Raw genomic sequence first — 17,214 nt, forward strand, 5'->3', positions numbered from 1 at the left:
TCGTGCAAGAATCCGGCCATGCCCGGAACCGACCGCCACGTCGTCGCGGTGCTCGCGCTGCCCGAGGTCATCGGCTTCGACCTGCAGATCCCGCCGCTGGTGTTCGGCACGGCCGAGCAGGCCGGCCGCCCGCTCTACGACGTGCGCGTGTGCGGGCTCGCCGAGCGCGTGTCGACCACCGCGGGCTTCGCCCTGGCTCTCGAACACGGGCCGGAGGCGCTCGCGGCGGCGGACACCGTCGTCGTGCCGGGCACGCGGTTCGCGCCGGCACGGCGCGACGGCGTCCTGCCCCCCGAGGTGCACGAGGCGCTGGCGGCCGTGCCGGCCGGTGCCCGCTGGATGTCGATCTGCACGGGAGCGTTCGTGCTCGCCGCGGCCGGCCGCCTGGCCGGGCGGCGGGCGACGACGCACTGGGCGTACGCCGCGGACCTGCGCCGCCTGCACCCCGATCTCGACGTCGACGAGTCGGTGCTCTTCGTCGACGACGGCGACGTCGCCACCTCCGCGGGCCTCGCCGCGGGCCTGGACCTCTGCCTGCACGTGCTGCGCGCCGACCACGGCGCGGAGGTCGCCAACGCCGTCGCCCGTCACCTCGTCGTGGCGCCGTGGCGCGACGGCGGGCAGGCGCAGTTCATCGACCACCCGGTGCCGCCCGCGGGCGCGGGCGCGACGGGGGCGGTGCGGGCCTGGGCGGTGGAGCACCTCGACGCCGACCTCGACGTCGCGACCCTCGCGGCACGCGCGTCGATGAGCGTGCGCACCTTCACCCGCCGCTTCCGCGCCGAGACCGGGACGTCCCCGCACGCGTGGGTCGTCGCCCAGCGCGTCGCCCGCGCGCGCCGCCTGCTCGAGCAGAGCGACCTGCCGGTCGAGCGCGTGGCCGCCGCCGCGGGGCTGGGCACCGCGGCGTCGCTGCGCGCCCACCTCGCCGAGGAGGTCGGCCTGTCGCCGCTGGCCTACCGGCGCCGGTTCCGCGGGGCGAGCCATCCCGCATAGCGGGACATCGCCCTTCTCCCGGGCTCAGGCGGCTCCCTAGCGTCGGGGCACCGCCACACACCCGGGAGGGCACCGTGCTGACCGCCGAGCAGAACGAGGAACTCACCGCCGTCGAGGCCGGCACGCCGATGGGCGAGGTCCTGCGCCGCTACTGGTACCCGGTCGCCTTCACCCGCGAGCTCGAGGAGTTCCCCGTCAAGCGTGTGGAGCTGCTCGGCGACTTCTTCGCGCTGTGGCGCTCGCCGTCCGGGCGCTACGGGATCATCCCCGAGCCCTGCCCGCACCGGAAGGCGTCGATGGCCTACGGCGTCGTCGAGGGCGACGGGCTGCGCTGCCCGTACCACGGCTGGAAGTTCGACGTCGACGGCGCGTGCACCGACCAGCCCGCGGAGAAGGACAACACCAACTTCCAGGAGCGGGTGCGCGCGACCGCCGGGAAGGTCGAGGAGCTCGGCGGGCTGGTGTGGGCCTACGTCGGCCCGGACCCCGCACCCCTGCTGCCGCGCTTCGACGTCTACGTGATGGACGGGTTCCGCGACATCGGCTGGGCGGACATCCCCTGCAACTACGTGCAGGTGATGGAGAACGCGGTCGACCCGCACCACGTCGAGCACCTGCACGGCCGCTACTTCGAGTTCATCGGGCGTCACGAGGGCTTCACCGCGCCGGCGTCGTTCGGGAAGAAGCACCAGCGCATCGGGTTCGACGCGTTCCAGTGGGGCATCATCAAGCGGCGGGTGCTCGCCGGGGCGTCGGAGGACAACGACGACTGGAAGGTCGGGCACCCGCTCGTCTTCCCCTACAACATGCGCGTCGGCGGCGGCGGCATCCACCAGATGCAGATCCGCGTGCCGATCAACCGTACGACCACGCGGTTCATGCTCTACACCGTCCACGCGCCCGAGGGCTACGAGCCGGTCGCGCAGCAGACGGTCCCGGACTACGAGATCCCGGTGTTCGACGAGCGCGGCCACCACGTCGTCGACTACGTCGAGGGCCAGGACATCATGGCCTGGGTGACGCAGGGCCCGATCACCGACCGCACCACCGAGCACCTGGGCCGCTCCGACATCGGCGTCGCGATGCTGCGCAAGATGTTCCGCCAGCAGATGGCCGCCGTGGCCAAGGGCGAGGACCCGCTGGGCACCATCCGCGAGCCGCACGAGCGCATCGACCTGCCGTGCGAGAAGGACAAGTTCCACGCCGGCGGCGCCCAGTTCGCGCTCGACTTCTGCGCGATGGGCTCGACCCGCTACTCCCCCGCCATCGAGACCATCCGCCAGGTCCACCTCTCCGCCGCGGACCGGGTGGCGGCCGACCACGAGGCCGGGCGGACGTCGTTCCTCCCGGCGGGCGGCATCGGCACGGCGACCCTCGCCCCCGACACGTCCGCGCAGGTGGACTCGGGCCGGATCCCGCGGTGACCCGCCCGCCATCGACACCTCCCGACGGATCGGCGGGCGCGCGCATCGACCGCCGCTTCGCCGCCGACGTCGAGGCCCACCGCCGCGACGCGCCCCGGTTCTGCCCGGCGTGCGCCCGCGACCTCGGCCTCGCCACCGAGTTCTGGGAGGGCGACGAGCGCCGGTTCTACTGCTGGTGTGCCACCTGCGGCTGGACCGGCGAGATCACGACCACCGGCGAGACGGCCCGGGGCCACGAGCCGCAGGACTAGCGCGTCACCGCTCGACGGTGAGGTCCCAACTGTTCAGCGTGCCGCGGTCGACGGCGAGGTCGTCGACGACCTGGATCGTCCACGGACCCTCGACGGGCTGGCCGACCAGGGCGGCGAGCCGCGGGTCCTGGCGGCTGTCGACCCGGATCTCGAGGTTCGGCTGCGCGCGGGTGCAGGTGGGCACGTCGGCGAGCGTCGCCGACGCGCCCTGGGGGGAGCGCAGGGTCACCGTGAGGTCGCAGGTGTAGGGGTGGGTGACCGACACCCCGACCCGGAGCGCGGACACCGAGCCCGAGCCGTCGAGGGTGATCGTGTCGGTGGCGCCGGCCGGGTCGTCGTCGGGGATCGGCAGCGACCGCGACGACGCGCCGGTGAGCGTGCCGCCGCCGAGGGCCACGAGGAGCACGATCACCGCGACGAGGACGACGAGGACCCCGGCGCCGCCGAGGATCCAGGGCAGCGGCTTGTTCCTCCTCGGCGGCTGCGGGCCGTGGCCGGGCTGGCCGTACGGCCCGTGGCCGGGCTGCCCGTAGCCCGGCTGACCCCAGGGCGCTCCGTACGCCGGCGGCCCGTAGCCCGGCGGGCCGTAGGGCTGCTGGCCGTAGGGCTGCTGATAGCCCCCGTGGTACGGCTGGGGACCGGACTGGCCGTGCCCGGGCTGACCGTAGGGCTGGCCCCCGTAGTACGGCTGCGGCCCCGACTGCCCGTACCGGCCCTGCGGGTCCCACGCCGAGGGATCGACCTGCGGGCCGTGGGCGGTGGGCTGGGACCCGAGCGACTCGGAGCGGTGGGGATCCCCGGACCCGGAGCCGCCGAAGGGGGAGGACACGGGCGGGAGCATACGGTCCGCGAGACATGCGGAGACCGGCTCGCCCGATCGTCGACCGCGGCGTGCGCTCCGGTCGGCCGCGCTACTCCCGGGCGTGCGCGCGCAGCCGTTCGGACCAGGACAGCGGCCGGGGCGGATCCCCGACGTCGGCGTGGGGCACGCCGTCGATCTCGCGGACCGGGTATACGCCCAGCACGTGCCGGGGCGAGGTGTCGCAGGCGCCGGTGTCGAGGTCGAAGCGGTACCAGTGCCACGGGCACACCAGCGCCCGCCCGTCGCGCACCCAACCCTGCTCGAGGGGCCCGCCGTTGTGCGGACACGCCGCGTCGACGACGCGCAGGCCGTCGGGGAGCGCGAGCACGACGAAGCGCCGGCCGTCGTCGCTGGTGACGACGCCCGGCCCGTCGACCCGGATCAGGGTCACCGCTTCCCGGCCCTATCTCCGACCGGACGCCCGCAACGACGCGAGCGACTCGCCGCCGACGAACCAGTGCTCGGGCTCGCACTCGGTGACGACCACCCGCACGTTCTCCGCGGGCGCCCCGACCGCACGCGAGACCGCCGCAGTGACCTCCTCCCCCAGCGCGGCGAGCTGCTCGGGGCTGCGGCCCCGGGCGAGGGTGATCTGCACGAGCGGCATGGGGTGTGCCTCCTCCGTCGGCATGTGCGTGATCTTCCGAGCTATAGCTCAGAAGATTGCTCACGTACAGGCCAGCTCGACCGTCCCGAGGCGGTCGATCGAGACGGTGACGACGTCGCCGGCGGCGACGGGGGTGGCGGCGGTGAGGCCGCCGGACAGCACGACCTCGCCGGTGGCGAGCCCCTCGCCCGACGCCGCGAGGCGGCGCACGAGCCAGGCGACGGCCGCCGCCGGGTGGCCCAGCGACGCCGCGCCCGAGGCCGTGGCCACGAGCTCGCCGTTCTTCTCCAGCAGCACGCCCACCAGCCGCACGTCGATGCCGGCGGCGGGCACCGGCGTGCCGACGACGAAGCGGCCCGCCGAGGTGTTGTCGGCGACGACGTCGGCCATCGTGAAGCGGTAGTCGCGGAACCGGGAGTCGAGGACCTCGATGCCGACCGCGAGCCCCGACGTCGCGGACAGCACGTCGGCGGCGGTGACGTGCTCGCCCGCGAGGTCGCGCCCCAGGATGAAGACGATCTCGGGCTCGGCGCGCGGCTGGATCAGCTCGCCGGTGCGCAACGGCGCTCCGAGGTCCAGGGCCGCCGACCCGGGCAGGAAGCCGTACACCGGGTCGGACACCCCGACCTGCGCCTGCTTGGCCCGCGACGTGACGCCGAGCTTCCAGCCCACCCGCGGCCCGGCCTGCTCGCGCAGCACGCGCTGCACGGCGTAGCCGGTCTCGAGGTCGAGAGCCGGATGGGGATCGGAGAAGGCGACGTCGTCGCTGAGCGGCTCGATCGCCGTGCGCCCGGTGACCGCCTTGGTCAGCCGCGCCGCGAGCTCGTGCACGTCGGCCATCAGGACCCCTCCACCCGGATCGTCACCGGCCCCAGCCGGTCGAACTCGGCGCGGAACACGTCGCCCGCGGTCAGCGGCACCGCGGCGTGCAACGCACCCGTCATGATCATGTGGCCCGGCTCGAGGGCGACGCCGACCTCGCCGAGCACGTTGGCCAGCCACGCGACCACGGCCAGCGGATCGCCGAGCGCGGCCGCGCCCGCCCCGGTGTCCACGAGCTCGCCGTTGCGGGTGAACGTCATCCCGATCAGCCGGGTGTCGAGCCCGCCCAGCGGGACGAGCCGCGACGACACGGCCACGGCGCCGTTGGAGGCCATGTCAGCGACGGTGTCGGCGAGCTTGATGCGCCAGTCGACGATGCGGGAGTCGACGATCTCCATGGCCGCCGCGACCCCGGCCACCGCGGGCGCGACGTCGGTGGGCGCCACCCCCGGTCCCTGCAGCCGCGACCCGAGGACGAACACGATCTCGGCCTCGACCTTGGGCTGGATGAAGCGGCTCAGCGGGATCGCGTCGCCGTCGCGGTAGACCGTGGAGGACAGCACCGGGCCGTAGTCCGGGGTGTCGATTCCGATCATCTTCTGCATCGCCGCCGACGTGACGCCGACCTTGTGCCCGACGACCCGGTCGCCGTCGGCGAGCAGCAGCGGCACGAGCTGCTGCTGGATCGCGTAGCCGTCGGCCATGTCGAGGTCGGGCTCGCTGTCGGTGAACGGCGCGATCGGCACGCGGGTGCGCCGCGCCTCGTACAGCGCGCGCGCCTTCGCCTTGACCGGATCTCCCGCGGCGTCGGTGACGGCCACTCAGCTCTCCTTCTCCAGTACCGGGGCCTCTTCGGACCAGCCCAGCCGGCGGGACACGGCCTCGCCGGCCTCGACGATCGTGCGGGCGAGGCGCTTGCGGGGGATCGCGCGGAACCGGCTGACCGGGGCGCCGATGCCGATCGCGGCGACGACGACCCCGTGCGCGTTGCGGATCGGGGCGGCGAGGGACGCGACGCCGATCTCGCGCTCGTCGACGGCGTCGGCCCACCCGCGGGCACGCACGGTGGCCAGCGCCCGGCGCAGCTCGCCCGGGTCGGTGAGCGTGTGCGGGGTGTGCCGCGCCAGGGTCGCCGTCGCGAGGTAGCGCTCGCGCACCGGCTCGGGCGCGAACGCCATGAGCACCTTGCCCGAGCTGGTGCAGTGCACCGGGACCCGCCGGCCGGTCTCGGTGAACAGCCGCAGCGCGTGGCTCGACTCGAGCCGGTCGACGTAGACGACGTCGTGGCCGTCGAGCATGCCGACCTGCGTGGACTCGCCGGTCTCCTCACGCAGGTGGGCGAGCACCGACCCGGCCGCGGCGTGCAGGTCCATGTGCACGCGCACCGCCTCGCCGAGCTCGAAGACGACCAGGCCGAGCCGGTAGCCACCCGTGTGCAGGTCCTGCTCGACGAGCCCTTCGGCGGCGAGCGTGGTCAGCAGCCGGTGCACCGCGCTCTTGCCCAGCCCCAGGCGCCGCGAGAGCTCGGAGACCCCCAGCGACTCCTCCCGGGTGAGGAACGCCTTGAGGAGCCGTGCGGCGTTGGTGACCGTCTGCAACGGTGCGTCGGTCACGCCGGCTCCTGCGTGAACGACTCCAGCAGCACCTTGCGCACCCCGTCCGGGTCGGGCGTCGCGCCCGGGCGCAGCGAGGCGTCGACGGCCTCGCCGACCGCGGCGTCGTAGGGGCGGATCGCTCGGGCCAGCAGCACCTGGGCCCGCGGCAGCCCCGCGACCGCCGCGCCCTCCATCTCGTCGACCAGCGCCTCGCGCCCCCGGGCCCGGTCGCGCAGGCGCTCGAAGTCGCGCGCGGCGGCCGAGTGGGCGCTGGCGAGCCCCGAGCCCACGTGCCCCGCGTGGTGCGGCGAGAGCCCGGAGCCGGGCTGGGTGACGACGTGGTACACGACCGTCGAGATGCCCAGCGCCGCACGCACCTTCTCGGACGCCGGGCCCTCCGACTCGTCGATGAGTCCCAGTGCGGGCACCACGACGGGGTCGTAGAAGCGCACGACCCACTCGAGGCCCTCGACCGACCCGGGCAGCTCGACCTCCTGCCCGCGCGGGGGCCCGAGCGGCTCGGTGGTCGCGAGGACGTGCAGGTTGCGCGCGCCGACGGCGGCAACGGTGAGGCGCCCGGCGGCCAGCAGCGGCAGGCGCCCCTGCACGGCGGGCGGGAACGTCGCGGCCTGGGTCAGGTAGGCGCGGTGGATGCCCTCGACGTAGCCGGCGACCGCGCGGCGCATCGCCATCGGGTCCGCCACGGTGCCCACCCCCGTCAACCCCAGCCGTTCCGATATACGGAACGACGCTTCTTCCTTGCGGAACGCTAGGGCGGTTAGCGTCGGCTCGTCAAGGAAGCCGGAGGGGACCCAGAAGGGAACCGAGGCATGGGAATCCTGCGCCTGGCCCACGTCGACGTCCGCACGCCCGACCTCGATCTGTCGGCCGCGTACTACACCGAGGTGATGGGCCTGCAGCAGGTGGCGCGCACCGACGACTGCGTCTACCTCAAGTGCTGGGACGAGGAGGACCACCACTCCCTGCGGATGCGCTACCACCCGCGCACGGGGATGGACTCCTTCACCTTCCGCGTCGAGGAGGAGGACGACCTCCACGAGCTGGAGAAGAAGGTCGAGTCCTACGGCTGCCCCACGAGCCGGGTCAGCCGCGGCGCGGCGGTGGGCCAGGGCGAGTCGATCCGGTTCGAGGTCCCGTCCGGCCAGATCATGGAGCTGGTCTGGGACATCGAGAAGACCGGCAACCTCCTGGGCAAGCACAACCCGGCGCCGGTCCCGCCCCCCGACCTCCCCGGTATCGCCCCGCCGCGCATGGACCACATGCTGGTCAACGCCGAGGAGGTCGCCGAGTCCGCGGCGTTCTTCATCGACGTGCTCGGGATGCGGATGACCGAGCAGGTGCTCGACGGCAACGGCCACCAGCTCGGCGTGTGGCTCGCGGGCAACACCCGCTCACCGCACGACATCGCCATCGTCAACGGACCCAACGGCGCCCTGCACCACTGGGCGTACTGGCTCGACGACTGGGACCACATCCGCCAGGCCGCGGACACGCTCGCCTACAACGGCGTGCAGATCGACCAGGGCCCGACGCGTCACGGCGTGACGCGCGGCAACACCATCTACTTCTTCGACCCGCTCGGCATCCGCAACGAGGTCTTCACCGGCGGCTACTGGGTCGACCCCGACACCGAGATCCTCACGTGGACCGAGGACAACTTCGGCAAGGGCCTCTTCTACTACGAGAACGTCGTCAGCCAGCGCTTCCTGCGGATGCACACGTGACGGAGGACCTGCTTGCAGGGTCCGACCATCGAGAGGACCTGCTTGCAGGGTCCGACCATCGAAGGAGAGAGCGCGTGCCCACCACCTCCGACCGGATCATCCGGCTCCAGCACGTCGAGGTCCGCGTCCCCGACCTGGAGCTCGCGACCGCCTACTACACCGAGGTCCTGGGCCTCGTGGAGACCGCACGCGACGAGAGGGACGGGTCTGCTCGTGTCTTCTTGAAGTGCTGGGACGAGCGCGAGCACCACTCGGTGATCCTGCGCGAGGCCCCCACCTACGGCCTCGACCACATGTCGTTCAAGCTCAACGAGCGCGAGGACCTCGACCACTTCACGTCCAAGCTCGAGGCGGCCGGCGTGCCGGTCAAGCGCTTCGCCGCCCGCGAGCTCGGCCCGGGCTGGGGTGAGGCGATCCGGTTCGAGGCGCCGTCGGGCCACCTCGTCGAGCTCACGCACGGCACCGAGCGCATCGGCAACATGCTGCCGAAGACGAACCCGCCGCCCCGGCCGCAGGACCTCATCGGGATCGCGCCCCCGCGCCTGGACCACCTGTTCGTCATGGCCGAGGACGTCGAGGCCTTCACCGCGTTCTTCGTCGAGCTGCTCGAGTTCCGGCTCACCGAGCAGATCCTCGCCAACGACGGCCACCAGCTCGCGACGTTCCTCGAGCACTCCCACACCCCGCACGACATCGCCGTCATCACCGGGCCGAACGGGGCGCTGCACCACTTCGCGTTCTGGATGGACGACTGGAACGGCATCCGCGAGGCCGCCGACGCGCTGGCCTACCACGGCGTGACCATCGACGTGGCCCCCACACGCCACGGCGTGACCCGGGGCTACACGACCTACTTCTTCGACCCCGCCGGCAACCGCAACGAGCTCTTCACCGGCGGCTACTGGGTCGACCCCGACTTCGAGCCGATCACCTGGACCGAGGAGGAGATGGGGCGCGCCATCTTCTACTACCACCGCCAGGTCAACGAGCGCTTCTTCACGGTGCACTCGTGACCGGGGTGGAGAACCGGCCCGACGCCCGCTCGGTCCACCGCTACGAGGCCCCGGACTACCTGTCCCGCTACCGCTCGCGCCGCGGTGGGGGGAAGGCATCCCCCGAGGGTTCGTCGCAGCCGGACCGCGCGGGTGCCGCCGCGGCGCCGAGCCCCCCGGAGGCGCTGCCCGAGGGCAGCCGGAACACCGACCAGGGCGGCACGCCGCTGTACCTGCGCCGGTTCCGCGAGCGCGGGTCGGCGCCGGTCGAGACGACGACCGTCACCTACGAGGGCCGGGAGTTCACGCCCGCCCTGGCCGAGGCGAGCCGCGGCAAGGAGATCGCGGCGCCGATCGAGCGGCGGGCGTCGGAGAGGATCGTCTGCGAGATCTCGATCATCAGGCACGGGATCACCCAGGGCTACTCCACCGACGCGGGGCTGACACCCATGGGTGGCTGGCAGGCCCACCGCCGCGGCCACGAGCTGGCCCGCCGCTTCGACCACGGCGACCGCGTGCGCCTGGTCTGCGCCGACACGAACCGGGCGCGCCAGACCGCCGACCAGCTCTACCGCGGGGTCACCGACGGGCTCGCGATGTGGGGTATCGAGGCCGAGATCACCCTTCCCGAGCCGATCCCGGAGCTGCGCAACTTCGGCGTCTGGACCCCGGACGGCCTGCGCGACGTGACCTCGGCGTTCCGCCAGTACCAGGCCACCAACGAGACCCTCGAGCGCCTCGCCGTCGGCGACCGCCCGCGCTGGCTCGTCGAGATCGACCGCTTCTACCGCACGCAGCTGGGCGGGGCGGACCCGATCCAGGAGTGGCTGACGATCCCGATGATGTACTTCGAGCCGCCGGCCATGTGCGTGCGCCGGTTCTGGCGCGGGTTCCACCGGCTGATCACCTCCTCGACGCAGGCCGACGGCACCCTCACCCACCGGCGCATCCTCGCCGCCACCCACTCGGGGCCGATGCGCGCGTTCGCCACCTGGGCGCACGGCTACGACCCGGGCGAGCCGTTGAACACCGAGGAGATCCGGGTCAAGGTGCGCGAGGGCGCGCAGAGCGCGTTCGTCTCCTACCGCAACCGGGTCACCGAGGTGAACGTCCCGCCGCCCGACGAGTTCCCCCAGTGGGAAGACACCGGGGAGGCCTGAGATGACCGTCCTGTCACTGCCCCCGCTGGACCTCGACGCGACGGCGACGACGGGTGAGGACGACTCCCCGCTGCGGTCGGTGTCCACCGCCGTCGCGGTGCTCGACTGCTTCGCCGACGAGGCCGAGCTCGGCGCCACGCGGGTGGCCGCCCGGCTCGGCATCGCCAAGAGCACGGCGTGCCGGATGCTCGCGGCGCTGGCCACCGGCGGGCTGCTCGAGCGCACCGGCTCGGGCCGCTACCGGCTGGGCCTGCGCCTGTTCGAGTACGGCCAGCTCGCCGTCGACCGGCTCATGCTGCGCGACGTGGCCCTGCCCGCGATGGGCGAGCTGCGCGAGCTCGTGCGCGAGACGGTGCAGCTCGGGGTCGTCGTGGGCACCGACGTGCTCTACGTCGAGCGCACCGAGGCCGCCGGCATGAACGTGCGCTTCCGCAGCGAGCACCGCCGCAACCCGGCCCACTCGTCGAGCACCGGGCGCGTGCTGGCCGCCGCGGACCCGGCGCTGGTCACTGCGATCCTCGAGCGCGGCCTGCGGCGGTACACGCCGTTCACGGTGGTCGACCCGCAGCGCTACCGGCAGATCCTCGCCCAGACCCGCGAGCAGGGATACGCCACCTCGCGCGAGGAGTTCGAGCCCGGCTGGTCGTCCATCGCCGCGCCGATCACCCTGACCCGCGGGGGACGCCCGCACCCGGTCGCGGCCCTGTCGATCGTGGGTGTGACCTCCCGCGTGCTCGGGCCTCGCAAGCCCGCCGTCGTCCAGGGCGTGCGCCGGGCCGCGGCGCGGGTCTCCGCGGACCTCGAGCGCGCCCGGAGCTGAGCGGGGCGTACCAGCAATGCGGCGTTGCTCGCACTGGACGCCAGGATCGCCACATGCTCGGTGCCGCGACACGCCGAGGACAGGGGCGAGGCCACGAGACGAGGACATGAGGCGTCGCGGGCACGGGTAGCCACGTCCTCGTGCCCGCGAGCGATCACCCCGCCGAGGCCCCGACCTCGGCCGGTGGAAGGCACTCGCGGTCTGCATGCTCGCCGGGGTCATGATCTTCGTCGACGTCAGCATCGCGAACGTCGCGCTCCCCGCGTTCCGCGAGAGGGCCTCGGCGCCGGGCCGGCGGACCTGTCGTGGATCGTCGCCGGCTGCACGCTGACGTTCGGGCTCGCGCTCGTGCCCGGCGGCCGGCTCGGCGACGGGCGGGGCCGCGAGCGCGTGCTGGTCGCGCTCGGCGGGCCCTCCGAGGGATGGCGCTGGGCCTTCCTCGTCAAACCTGCCCCTCGCCGCGGTCGCGCTCGGCCACCCGCACCACTGACCCGCGTTCGCCCTCGCGGAACGGTCCCGTGCCCCCGGGTCGCGGCCCTCCTAGCGTCCGTGGACATGCAGCGCAGCAGCGACCGCGTCCTGACGACCCACGTCGGCAGCCTCGCCCGGCCCGAGCCCCTGCTGGACACCATGCGGGAGAAGGAGCACGGGCGGCCCTACGACGCCGACCTCTTCGCCCGCCAGGTGACCGACGCCGTCGCCGACGTCGTCGCCCGCCAGCGCGAGGCCGGCATCGACGTCGTCACCGACGGCGAGATGGGCAAGGTCAGTTTCGCGACCTACGTCCAGCGCCGGCTCGACGGCTTCTCCCCCGACTCGGGCGAGCGGCTGCTCCCGCCGTCGTGGCAGGTCGAGATCGACGCCTTCCCCGAGTACTACGCGGACTACCTCGGCAAGTACACCAAGACCGTCGCCCCGATGCAGACCGTCGCGTGCGTCGGGCCCGTGTCCTACACCGGCCACGAGGAGCTGCAGACCGACATCGCCAACCTGCACAAGGCCCTGGCCGGGGTCAGCGGCGTGGTCGAGGCGTTCATGCCGTCGACGTCGCCGCGCGGGTTCGGGCGCAACGAGTTCTACGCGTCCGACCACGAGTACTACGAGGCCGTCGGGGAGGCGCTGCGCGAGGAGTACCTGGCGATCGTCGACGCGGGACTGCTGCTGCAGATCGACGACCCGTGGCTCATCGAGATCCTCTCGGACCCGTCGCTGGAGCCCGCGGAGCGCGAGCGGACCGCCCGCGAGCACGCCGAGATCGTCAACCACGCGCTGCGCGGCATCCCGACCGACCGCATCCGCCTGCACACCTGCTACGGGCTCAACCACGGGCCGCGGGTCCACGACATCGGCATGGCCGAGGTCGCGCCGCACATGCTGGCGATCCGCGCCGGCGCGTACTCGTTCGAGGTGGCCAACCCCCGCCACATGCACGAGTGGAAGATCTGGCAGGACATCCCGCTGCCCGAGGGCGCGGTGCTCGTCCCCGGGCTGCTGGGCCACGCGCAGAACTACGTGGAGCACCCGGAGCTGATCGCCGACATGATCGGCTGGTACGCCTCGTGCGTCGGCCGGGAGAACGTCATCGCCGGCGCGGACTGCGGGTTCTCCTCGCGCGCGAGCTACTCCCCCGAGGTGCACCCGAGCGTGGTGTGGGAGAAGTTCCGGGCGCTGTCGGCCGGCGCGGCCATCGCCACCGGACGCCTCTGGAGCTGACGCTCGCGCGGGGAAAGGGGAGACGGGGCGAGCCGACATCCCCCCGGAGCCGGGCTCGAAGCCCCGCCTCCCCCTCCCGTCGCGCGCCCGGCCGCAGCCCTGGGCGAGCGAGGACGCCGGAGCGACGGACACTTCTCCAGCCCCGACAACCGTCGTCCCGCCCTCGCGGCCCACCCTCGCCCATCGCCCGGCGACGCCACATCAGCAGAAATGACTAGGCCCCGCGGCCCGTGCGTAGACGTCTGGACGGGGTGGCGCGGACCGCTCTAGCGTCGCCGAGGTGCCACGTCGGCGGCCCCGGGACCCGGCCTGCCGCCGCGACGGGCCGGGGGGACCACGGTGACGGCGGGCGGAGCGGACGCGGCGGTCGGTGCCGCCTGGCGCGCCGCCGACGCCGCGGTGCTGGCCCGCGCCTGGGACCGCGCCCGCGGTGCGGGCGCGCTGACCGTGGTGGTCACCGGCGACGCCGGCGCCGGCAAGAGCAGGCTCGTGCGGGGGCTGGCCGCACGTGTCGAGGACGACGGGGGCGTCGTCGTCAGCGGCGCGGCCGTCGACGTCGGCGAGCAGCTGCCGCTCTGGCCCGTCGCGACAGGCCTGCGCCGCCTGCTGCGCGCGCCCGACGACGCGCCGCCCGCCGTCCGCGCCGCCGGCGCCGCGCTGGAGCAGTCGCGCGAGGAGCTGGCCGCGCTGCTCGAGCCCGGGCCGGCGACGGCGGTGTCCGGCGGCCACCTGCTCGAGCTCGTACGGCGCGTGCTGGTCGACCTCGCCGCCGCCGCACCGGTCCTGCTCGTGGTCGACGACCTGCACTGGGCCGACCGCACCACCCGCGAGCTGCTGGTCTCCCTGGTCGCCCACCTCGCCGACGAGCCCGTCCTCGTCGTGGCCACCGCGCGCTCCGACGCCCTCGACCCCGCCCACCCGCTGCGCCGGATGCTGCCCGAGCTCGCCCGCGACCGCGCCGTGCGGATGCTCGAGCTCGCCCCGCTGCCCCGCGACGCCGTCGAGGAGATCGTGCGCGACGAGGGCGGCGACGACGACCTCGCCGCCCTGGTGTGGCACCGCTCCGGGGGCAACGCGTTCATCGTCGCCGAGACGATGGCCGCGGTGTCCGAGGGCGCCGCCGACGGCCTGTCCCCCGGCCTGCGCGGGCTGGTGCTCGGCAGGCTCGCGGGGTTGTCCCGCCCCGCGCAGACGGTCGTGGCCGCGCTCTCGCTCGGCGAGGAGCCGGTGGCCCACCGCCTGCTGGCCGCCGTCGTGGCGTTACCGGAGGACGACCTGCTCGCCGCGCTGCGCGAGGCCGCGGAGGCGGCGATGGTCGTCGTCGACCACGGCGAGGCGTACGCGTTGCGCCACGGGCTCCTGCGCGACGTGGTCGCCGCCGAGCTGATGCCCGGCGAGCGCCGCAGCCTGCACCGCCGGTACGCGCTGGCGCTGGAGGAGGCGACCGACGGCGGCGACCCGGACCCGGCGGTGACGCTGCGGCGGGCCCACCACTGGGCGCGCGCCGACGACCCCGAGCGCGCGCTGCCCGCGGTGGTGCACGCCGCCGACCTCGCCGAGCGGATGCACGAGTTCGGTACCGCGCACCGGCACTGGATGGCCGCCCTCGACCTCGCGACCGACCGGGGCTCCCCCACCGCGTCCCTGCTGCCCGGCCACGTGCCCCGGGCCCTGCCCCCCGCCGACCGCGACGCGGGGGTGCTGCTGCGCCGGGCCGCCGACAGCGCCCAGCTCGCCGGCGAGTACGACGCCGCGGTCGCCCTGCTGCGCCGGCTGGTGCCCGACCCCGCCGGGGCGGGCGTCGGCGAGCTGCCCGCCGTGGTGCGGCTGGGGCGCTCGCTGCTCGACGCGGGGCACACCGCGGACGCGGTGCGGGTGCTGCACGACGCCGGGCGTGCGGCATCGCGCGCCGGCGGCACCGACCGGGACCCGGCGCTCGCCGCCGTGCACGCGGCGTACGCCGAGGCGCTGCTGATCACCGGGGACGTCAGCGGCGCGCGGCGCGAGGCCGAGCAGGCGCTCGCGGTGTCCCGCGCCGGGGGCGAGCAGGCCGAGCAGGCGGCGATGCTCGCCACGCTCGGCTTCGCGCTGGCCTATCTGGAGAACCCCGACGCCGGGCTCGCGGCCGTGTCCGAGGGCCTGATGATCGCGGAGCGCACCGGCGACGCGGCCGCCGTGGGCCGGGCGTACCAGGCGTGGGCGGACCTGCTCTCCGGACCGCTCGGCGAGCTGCACGAGGGCGTCGAGATCGCCCGGCAGGGTGTCGCGCGGATGCGTGACCTCGGGCTCGCCCGCTCCACCGGCGTGCGCCTGCTGGCCACCGCGGCCAACGGGCTGTTCCGCCTCGGACGCTGGTCGGAGGCCTCCGACGCCGTCGACGAGGCCTGGGCGCTGCGCCCCACCGGCGCCGACGCGCTCGAGGTGCGGCTCGCCCGCTGCCGCCTGCAGGTCGGTCGCGGCGAGTTCGTCGAGGCCGACGAGGACCTGCGTGCCGTCGACCTGCTCGCCCTCGACGGGACGGGCGAGGAGGCCCCGCCGCCGGGTGCCGCCGCGCCGGACGAGGCCGCCTCGGCCGAGACCCCGCGGCGCGGCACCGTGGCCTCGCGCTACCGGGTGCCGCTGCTGACCCTGCGCTCGGGCATCGAGATGTGGCGGGGACGCCCCGACCTGGCGCGCGACCTCGTCGCCCGCGGCCTCGACGTCGCCGAGCGCACCCCCGACGACGTCTTCCTCGTCGCCCCGCTCGTCTGGCACGGGCTGCGCGCCGAGGCCGAGGCCGTCGTCCGCGGCGTGCCCGTCGACCGGACCGCCCTGGAACGCCTCGGCCGGCACATGACGCGGCTCGAGGCACGGGTGCCCCACACCGTCCCCGCCCTGCGTCGCACCGTGCTCGCCTACGTCCGCATGTGCCACGCCGAGGCCGGGCGCGCGGCAGGCGCTCCCGACCCGGTGGCCTGGGGGAAGGTGGCCGAGACCTGGAGCGCGCTGCTCAACCCCTACCCCGCCGCCTACGCGCTGCTGCGCCGCGCCGACGCCCTGCTCGCGACCGGCGCACGCCGCGGGGAGGCCGCCCGGGCCCTGCGCGCCGCCGCCGAGACGGCCACCGGGATGGGCGCGCGGCCGTTCCTCGACGAGATCGCCGCCCTGGCCCGGCGCGCCCGCATCGACATCGCCCACGCCGGCGACGCGGTGGTCAGCGGCGGCGCCGGCACCGCGGGCCGCAGCACGGCCGAGCGCCGCGCGCCGGAGCTCGCCGGCCTCACCCCGCGGGAGCACGAGATCCTCGCCGTCCTCGCGGAGGGCCTCTCCAACCGCCAGATCGCCCAGCGGCTGTACATCAGCGAGCGGACCGTGGCGGTGCACGTCTCCCGCGTGCTCACCAAGACCGGCACCCGCTCGCGCACCCAGGCCGCCGCCCTGCTCCAGCGCATCCGCGCGCGCCCGACCAGCTCCGACCGCACCGGGGGGACACCGTGACCGAGACGCTCCAGGACAACCTCGCCGCCCTGGCGGCCCTCGCCGACCCACGGCCCACCGACGTGCCCGGCGTCGTGGACCGGCTGGCGCGCATCGCCGAGCGTGCCGCCGTGCTGTCGCCGCGTGGGGAGGAGGACGGCATCGCGTGCTTCACCCGGCTCTACCACCAGATCACCGTCGACGTCCTCGCCGGCTACGACGCGGGCGAGCTGTTCTCCTGCCCGGGCGACTTCATCCTCGAGCTCGACGTCGCCTTCGCCCGGCGCTACCTCGACGCCCTGGCCGCCCACGGTGGCGGGACGGCCCCGGGGTGCTGGCAGCTGCTGTTCGAGCGCCGACGGGACGAGGAGACCGACCCGTGGCGCTTCGCCGCCGCCGGGGTGAACGCCCACGTCAACTTCGACCTCGCGTTCGCCCTGCTCGACGTCTGGGAGCGCCACCGGGTGCCGCTGGGCACGCCCCGCCAGCAGTACGACGACTACCTCGCGATCAACACGATCTTCGAGCGGAACATGGACGAGCTCTGCAACTCCTTCGACGCCCCGTGGTCGGACGTCGGCGGGCACGGGTCGATCTTCGACCGCGCGGGCAACGTGCTCGGCGACATCCTCGTCACCGGTACCAGGGATCTCGCGTGGACCTTCGCCGAGCGGATGTGGAGCCACCGCGGGCGGCCCGACTACCGCACGGTGCCGGAGGCCACCCTCGACCGGCTGACCACGGGGCTGGCGCGGGCGCTCATCTAACCTC

Annotated in this window: 17 protein-coding genes; 10 read left to right on the forward strand and 7 right to left on the reverse strand. The window is 74.5% G+C overall.

What is annotated here, in order from left to right:
* Positions 1-18 precede the first annotated feature (18 nt).
* The 3 genes from C8D89_RS08810 to C8D89_RS08820 all read left to right on the forward strand — a co-directional run bounded on the left by C8D89_RS08810 (position 19) and on the right by C8D89_RS08820 (position 2,671).
* Positions 19-996, forward strand: a complete 978-nt coding sequence (locus tag C8D89_RS08810) for a GlxA family transcriptional regulator (protein WP_116707699.1) — start codon at positions 19-21, stop codon at positions 994-996.
* Positions 997-1,070: 74 nt separating this feature from the next.
* Positions 1,071-2,420: a Rieske 2Fe-2S domain-containing protein gene (locus C8D89_RS08815; RefSeq protein WP_116707700.1), complete on the forward strand. Its 1,350-nt coding sequence runs from the start codon at positions 1,071-1,073 to the stop codon at positions 2,418-2,420.
* Positions 2,417-2,671: a hypothetical protein gene (locus C8D89_RS08820; protein ID WP_243417955.1), complete on the forward strand. Its 255-nt coding sequence runs from the start codon at positions 2,417-2,419 to the stop codon at positions 2,669-2,671. The genes C8D89_RS08815 and C8D89_RS08820 overlap by 4 nt, the downstream gene beginning before the upstream one ends.
* A 4-nt stretch (positions 2,672-2,675) precedes the next feature.
* Here the strand turns inward: C8D89_RS08820 and C8D89_RS08825 are convergent, their stop codons facing one another.
* From C8D89_RS08825 to C8D89_RS08855, 7 genes are all read right to left on the reverse strand, one after another.
* Positions 2,676-3,500, reverse strand: a complete 825-nt coding sequence (locus C8D89_RS08825; RefSeq protein ID WP_133251851.1) for a proprotein convertase P-domain-containing protein — start codon at positions 3,498-3,500, stop codon at positions 2,676-2,678.
* An 82-nt stretch (positions 3,501-3,582) separates the two neighbouring features.
* Positions 3,583-3,924 carry a Rieske (2Fe-2S) protein gene (locus tag C8D89_RS08830; protein ID WP_116707702.1) on the reverse strand — a complete coding sequence of 114 codons (342 nt, stop codon included), beginning with the start codon at positions 3,922-3,924 and terminating at the stop codon, positions 3,583-3,585.
* Between the two features lie 12 nt (positions 3,925-3,936).
* Positions 3,937-4,140, reverse strand: coding sequence for a 2-hydroxymuconate tautomerase (locus C8D89_RS08835; protein WP_116707703.1), 204 nt, complete (start codon positions 4,138-4,140; stop codon positions 3,937-3,939).
* Between the two features lie 60 nt (positions 4,141-4,200).
* Positions 4,201-4,980 (reverse strand): 2-keto-4-pentenoate hydratase, encoded by a 780-nt coding sequence (locus C8D89_RS08840; RefSeq protein ID WP_116707704.1) that lies wholly within the window; start codon positions 4,978-4,980, stop codon positions 4,201-4,203.
* The gene (locus C8D89_RS08845; protein ID WP_116707705.1) at positions 4,980-5,783 is read right to left on the reverse strand and encodes a 2-keto-4-pentenoate hydratase; all 804 of its coding nucleotides are present in this window, start codon (positions 5,781-5,783) and stop codon (positions 4,980-4,982) included. The genes C8D89_RS08840 and C8D89_RS08845 overlap by 1 nt, the downstream gene beginning before the upstream one ends.
* On the reverse strand, positions 5,784-6,575 hold the full coding sequence (locus C8D89_RS08850) for an IclR family transcriptional regulator (protein ID WP_116707706.1): 792 nt from the start codon (positions 6,573-6,575) through the stop codon (positions 5,784-5,786).
* Positions 6,572-7,261, reverse strand: coding sequence for a hypothetical protein (locus tag C8D89_RS08855; RefSeq protein ID WP_116707834.1), 690 nt, complete (start codon positions 7,259-7,261; stop codon positions 6,572-6,574). The genes C8D89_RS08850 and C8D89_RS08855 overlap by 4 nt, the downstream gene beginning before the upstream one ends.
* Before the next feature lie 126 nt (positions 7,262-7,387).
* Between C8D89_RS08855 and C8D89_RS08860 the strand changes: the two genes are divergently transcribed.
* The 7 genes from C8D89_RS08860 (at position 7,388) to C8D89_RS08890 (ending at position 17,210) form a co-directional block, all read left to right on the forward strand.
* The gene (locus C8D89_RS08860) at positions 7,388-8,302 is read left to right on the forward strand and encodes a catechol 2,3-dioxygenase (protein WP_116707707.1); all 915 of its coding nucleotides are present in this window, start codon (positions 7,388-7,390) and stop codon (positions 8,300-8,302) included.
* A 74-nt stretch (positions 8,303-8,376) separates the two neighbouring features.
* Positions 8,377-9,315 (forward strand): catechol 2,3-dioxygenase, encoded by a 939-nt coding sequence (locus tag C8D89_RS08865; protein ID WP_116707708.1) that lies wholly within the window; start codon positions 8,377-8,379, stop codon positions 9,313-9,315.
* On the forward strand, positions 9,312-10,454 hold the full coding sequence (locus C8D89_RS08870; protein ID WP_243417956.1) for a histidine phosphatase family protein: 1,143 nt from the start codon (positions 9,312-9,314) through the stop codon (positions 10,452-10,454). The genes C8D89_RS08865 and C8D89_RS08870 overlap by 4 nt, the downstream gene beginning before the upstream one ends.
* 1 nt (position 10,455) lies before the next feature.
* Positions 10,456-11,274 (forward strand): IclR family transcriptional regulator, encoded by an 819-nt coding sequence (locus C8D89_RS08875; protein ID WP_116707709.1) that lies wholly within the window; start codon positions 10,456-10,458, stop codon positions 11,272-11,274.
* A 555-nt stretch (positions 11,275-11,829) separates the two neighbouring features.
* Positions 11,830-12,987: a cobalamin-independent methionine synthase II family protein gene (locus C8D89_RS08880; RefSeq protein WP_116707710.1), complete on the forward strand. Its 1,158-nt coding sequence runs from the start codon at positions 11,830-11,832 to the stop codon at positions 12,985-12,987.
* Positions 12,988-13,326: 339 nt separating this feature from the next.
* Positions 13,327-16,464 carry a helix-turn-helix transcriptional regulator gene (locus C8D89_RS08885; RefSeq protein ID WP_116707711.1) on the forward strand — a complete coding sequence of 1,046 codons (3,138 nt, stop codon included), beginning with the start codon at positions 13,327-13,329 and terminating at the stop codon, positions 16,462-16,464.
* Positions 16,461-17,210 carry a DUF5995 family protein gene (locus C8D89_RS08890; RefSeq protein WP_116707712.1) on the forward strand — a complete coding sequence of 250 codons (750 nt, stop codon included), beginning with the start codon at positions 16,461-16,463 and terminating at the stop codon, positions 17,208-17,210. The genes C8D89_RS08885 and C8D89_RS08890 overlap by 4 nt, the downstream gene beginning before the upstream one ends.
* The last annotated feature ends 4 nt before the right edge of the window (positions 17,211-17,214 follow it).

This window comes from Actinomycetospora cinnamomea (assembly GCF_003096675.1).
Classification (GTDB): Bacteria; Actinomycetota; Actinomycetes; order Mycobacteriales; family Pseudonocardiaceae; genus Actinomycetospora; species Actinomycetospora cinnamomea.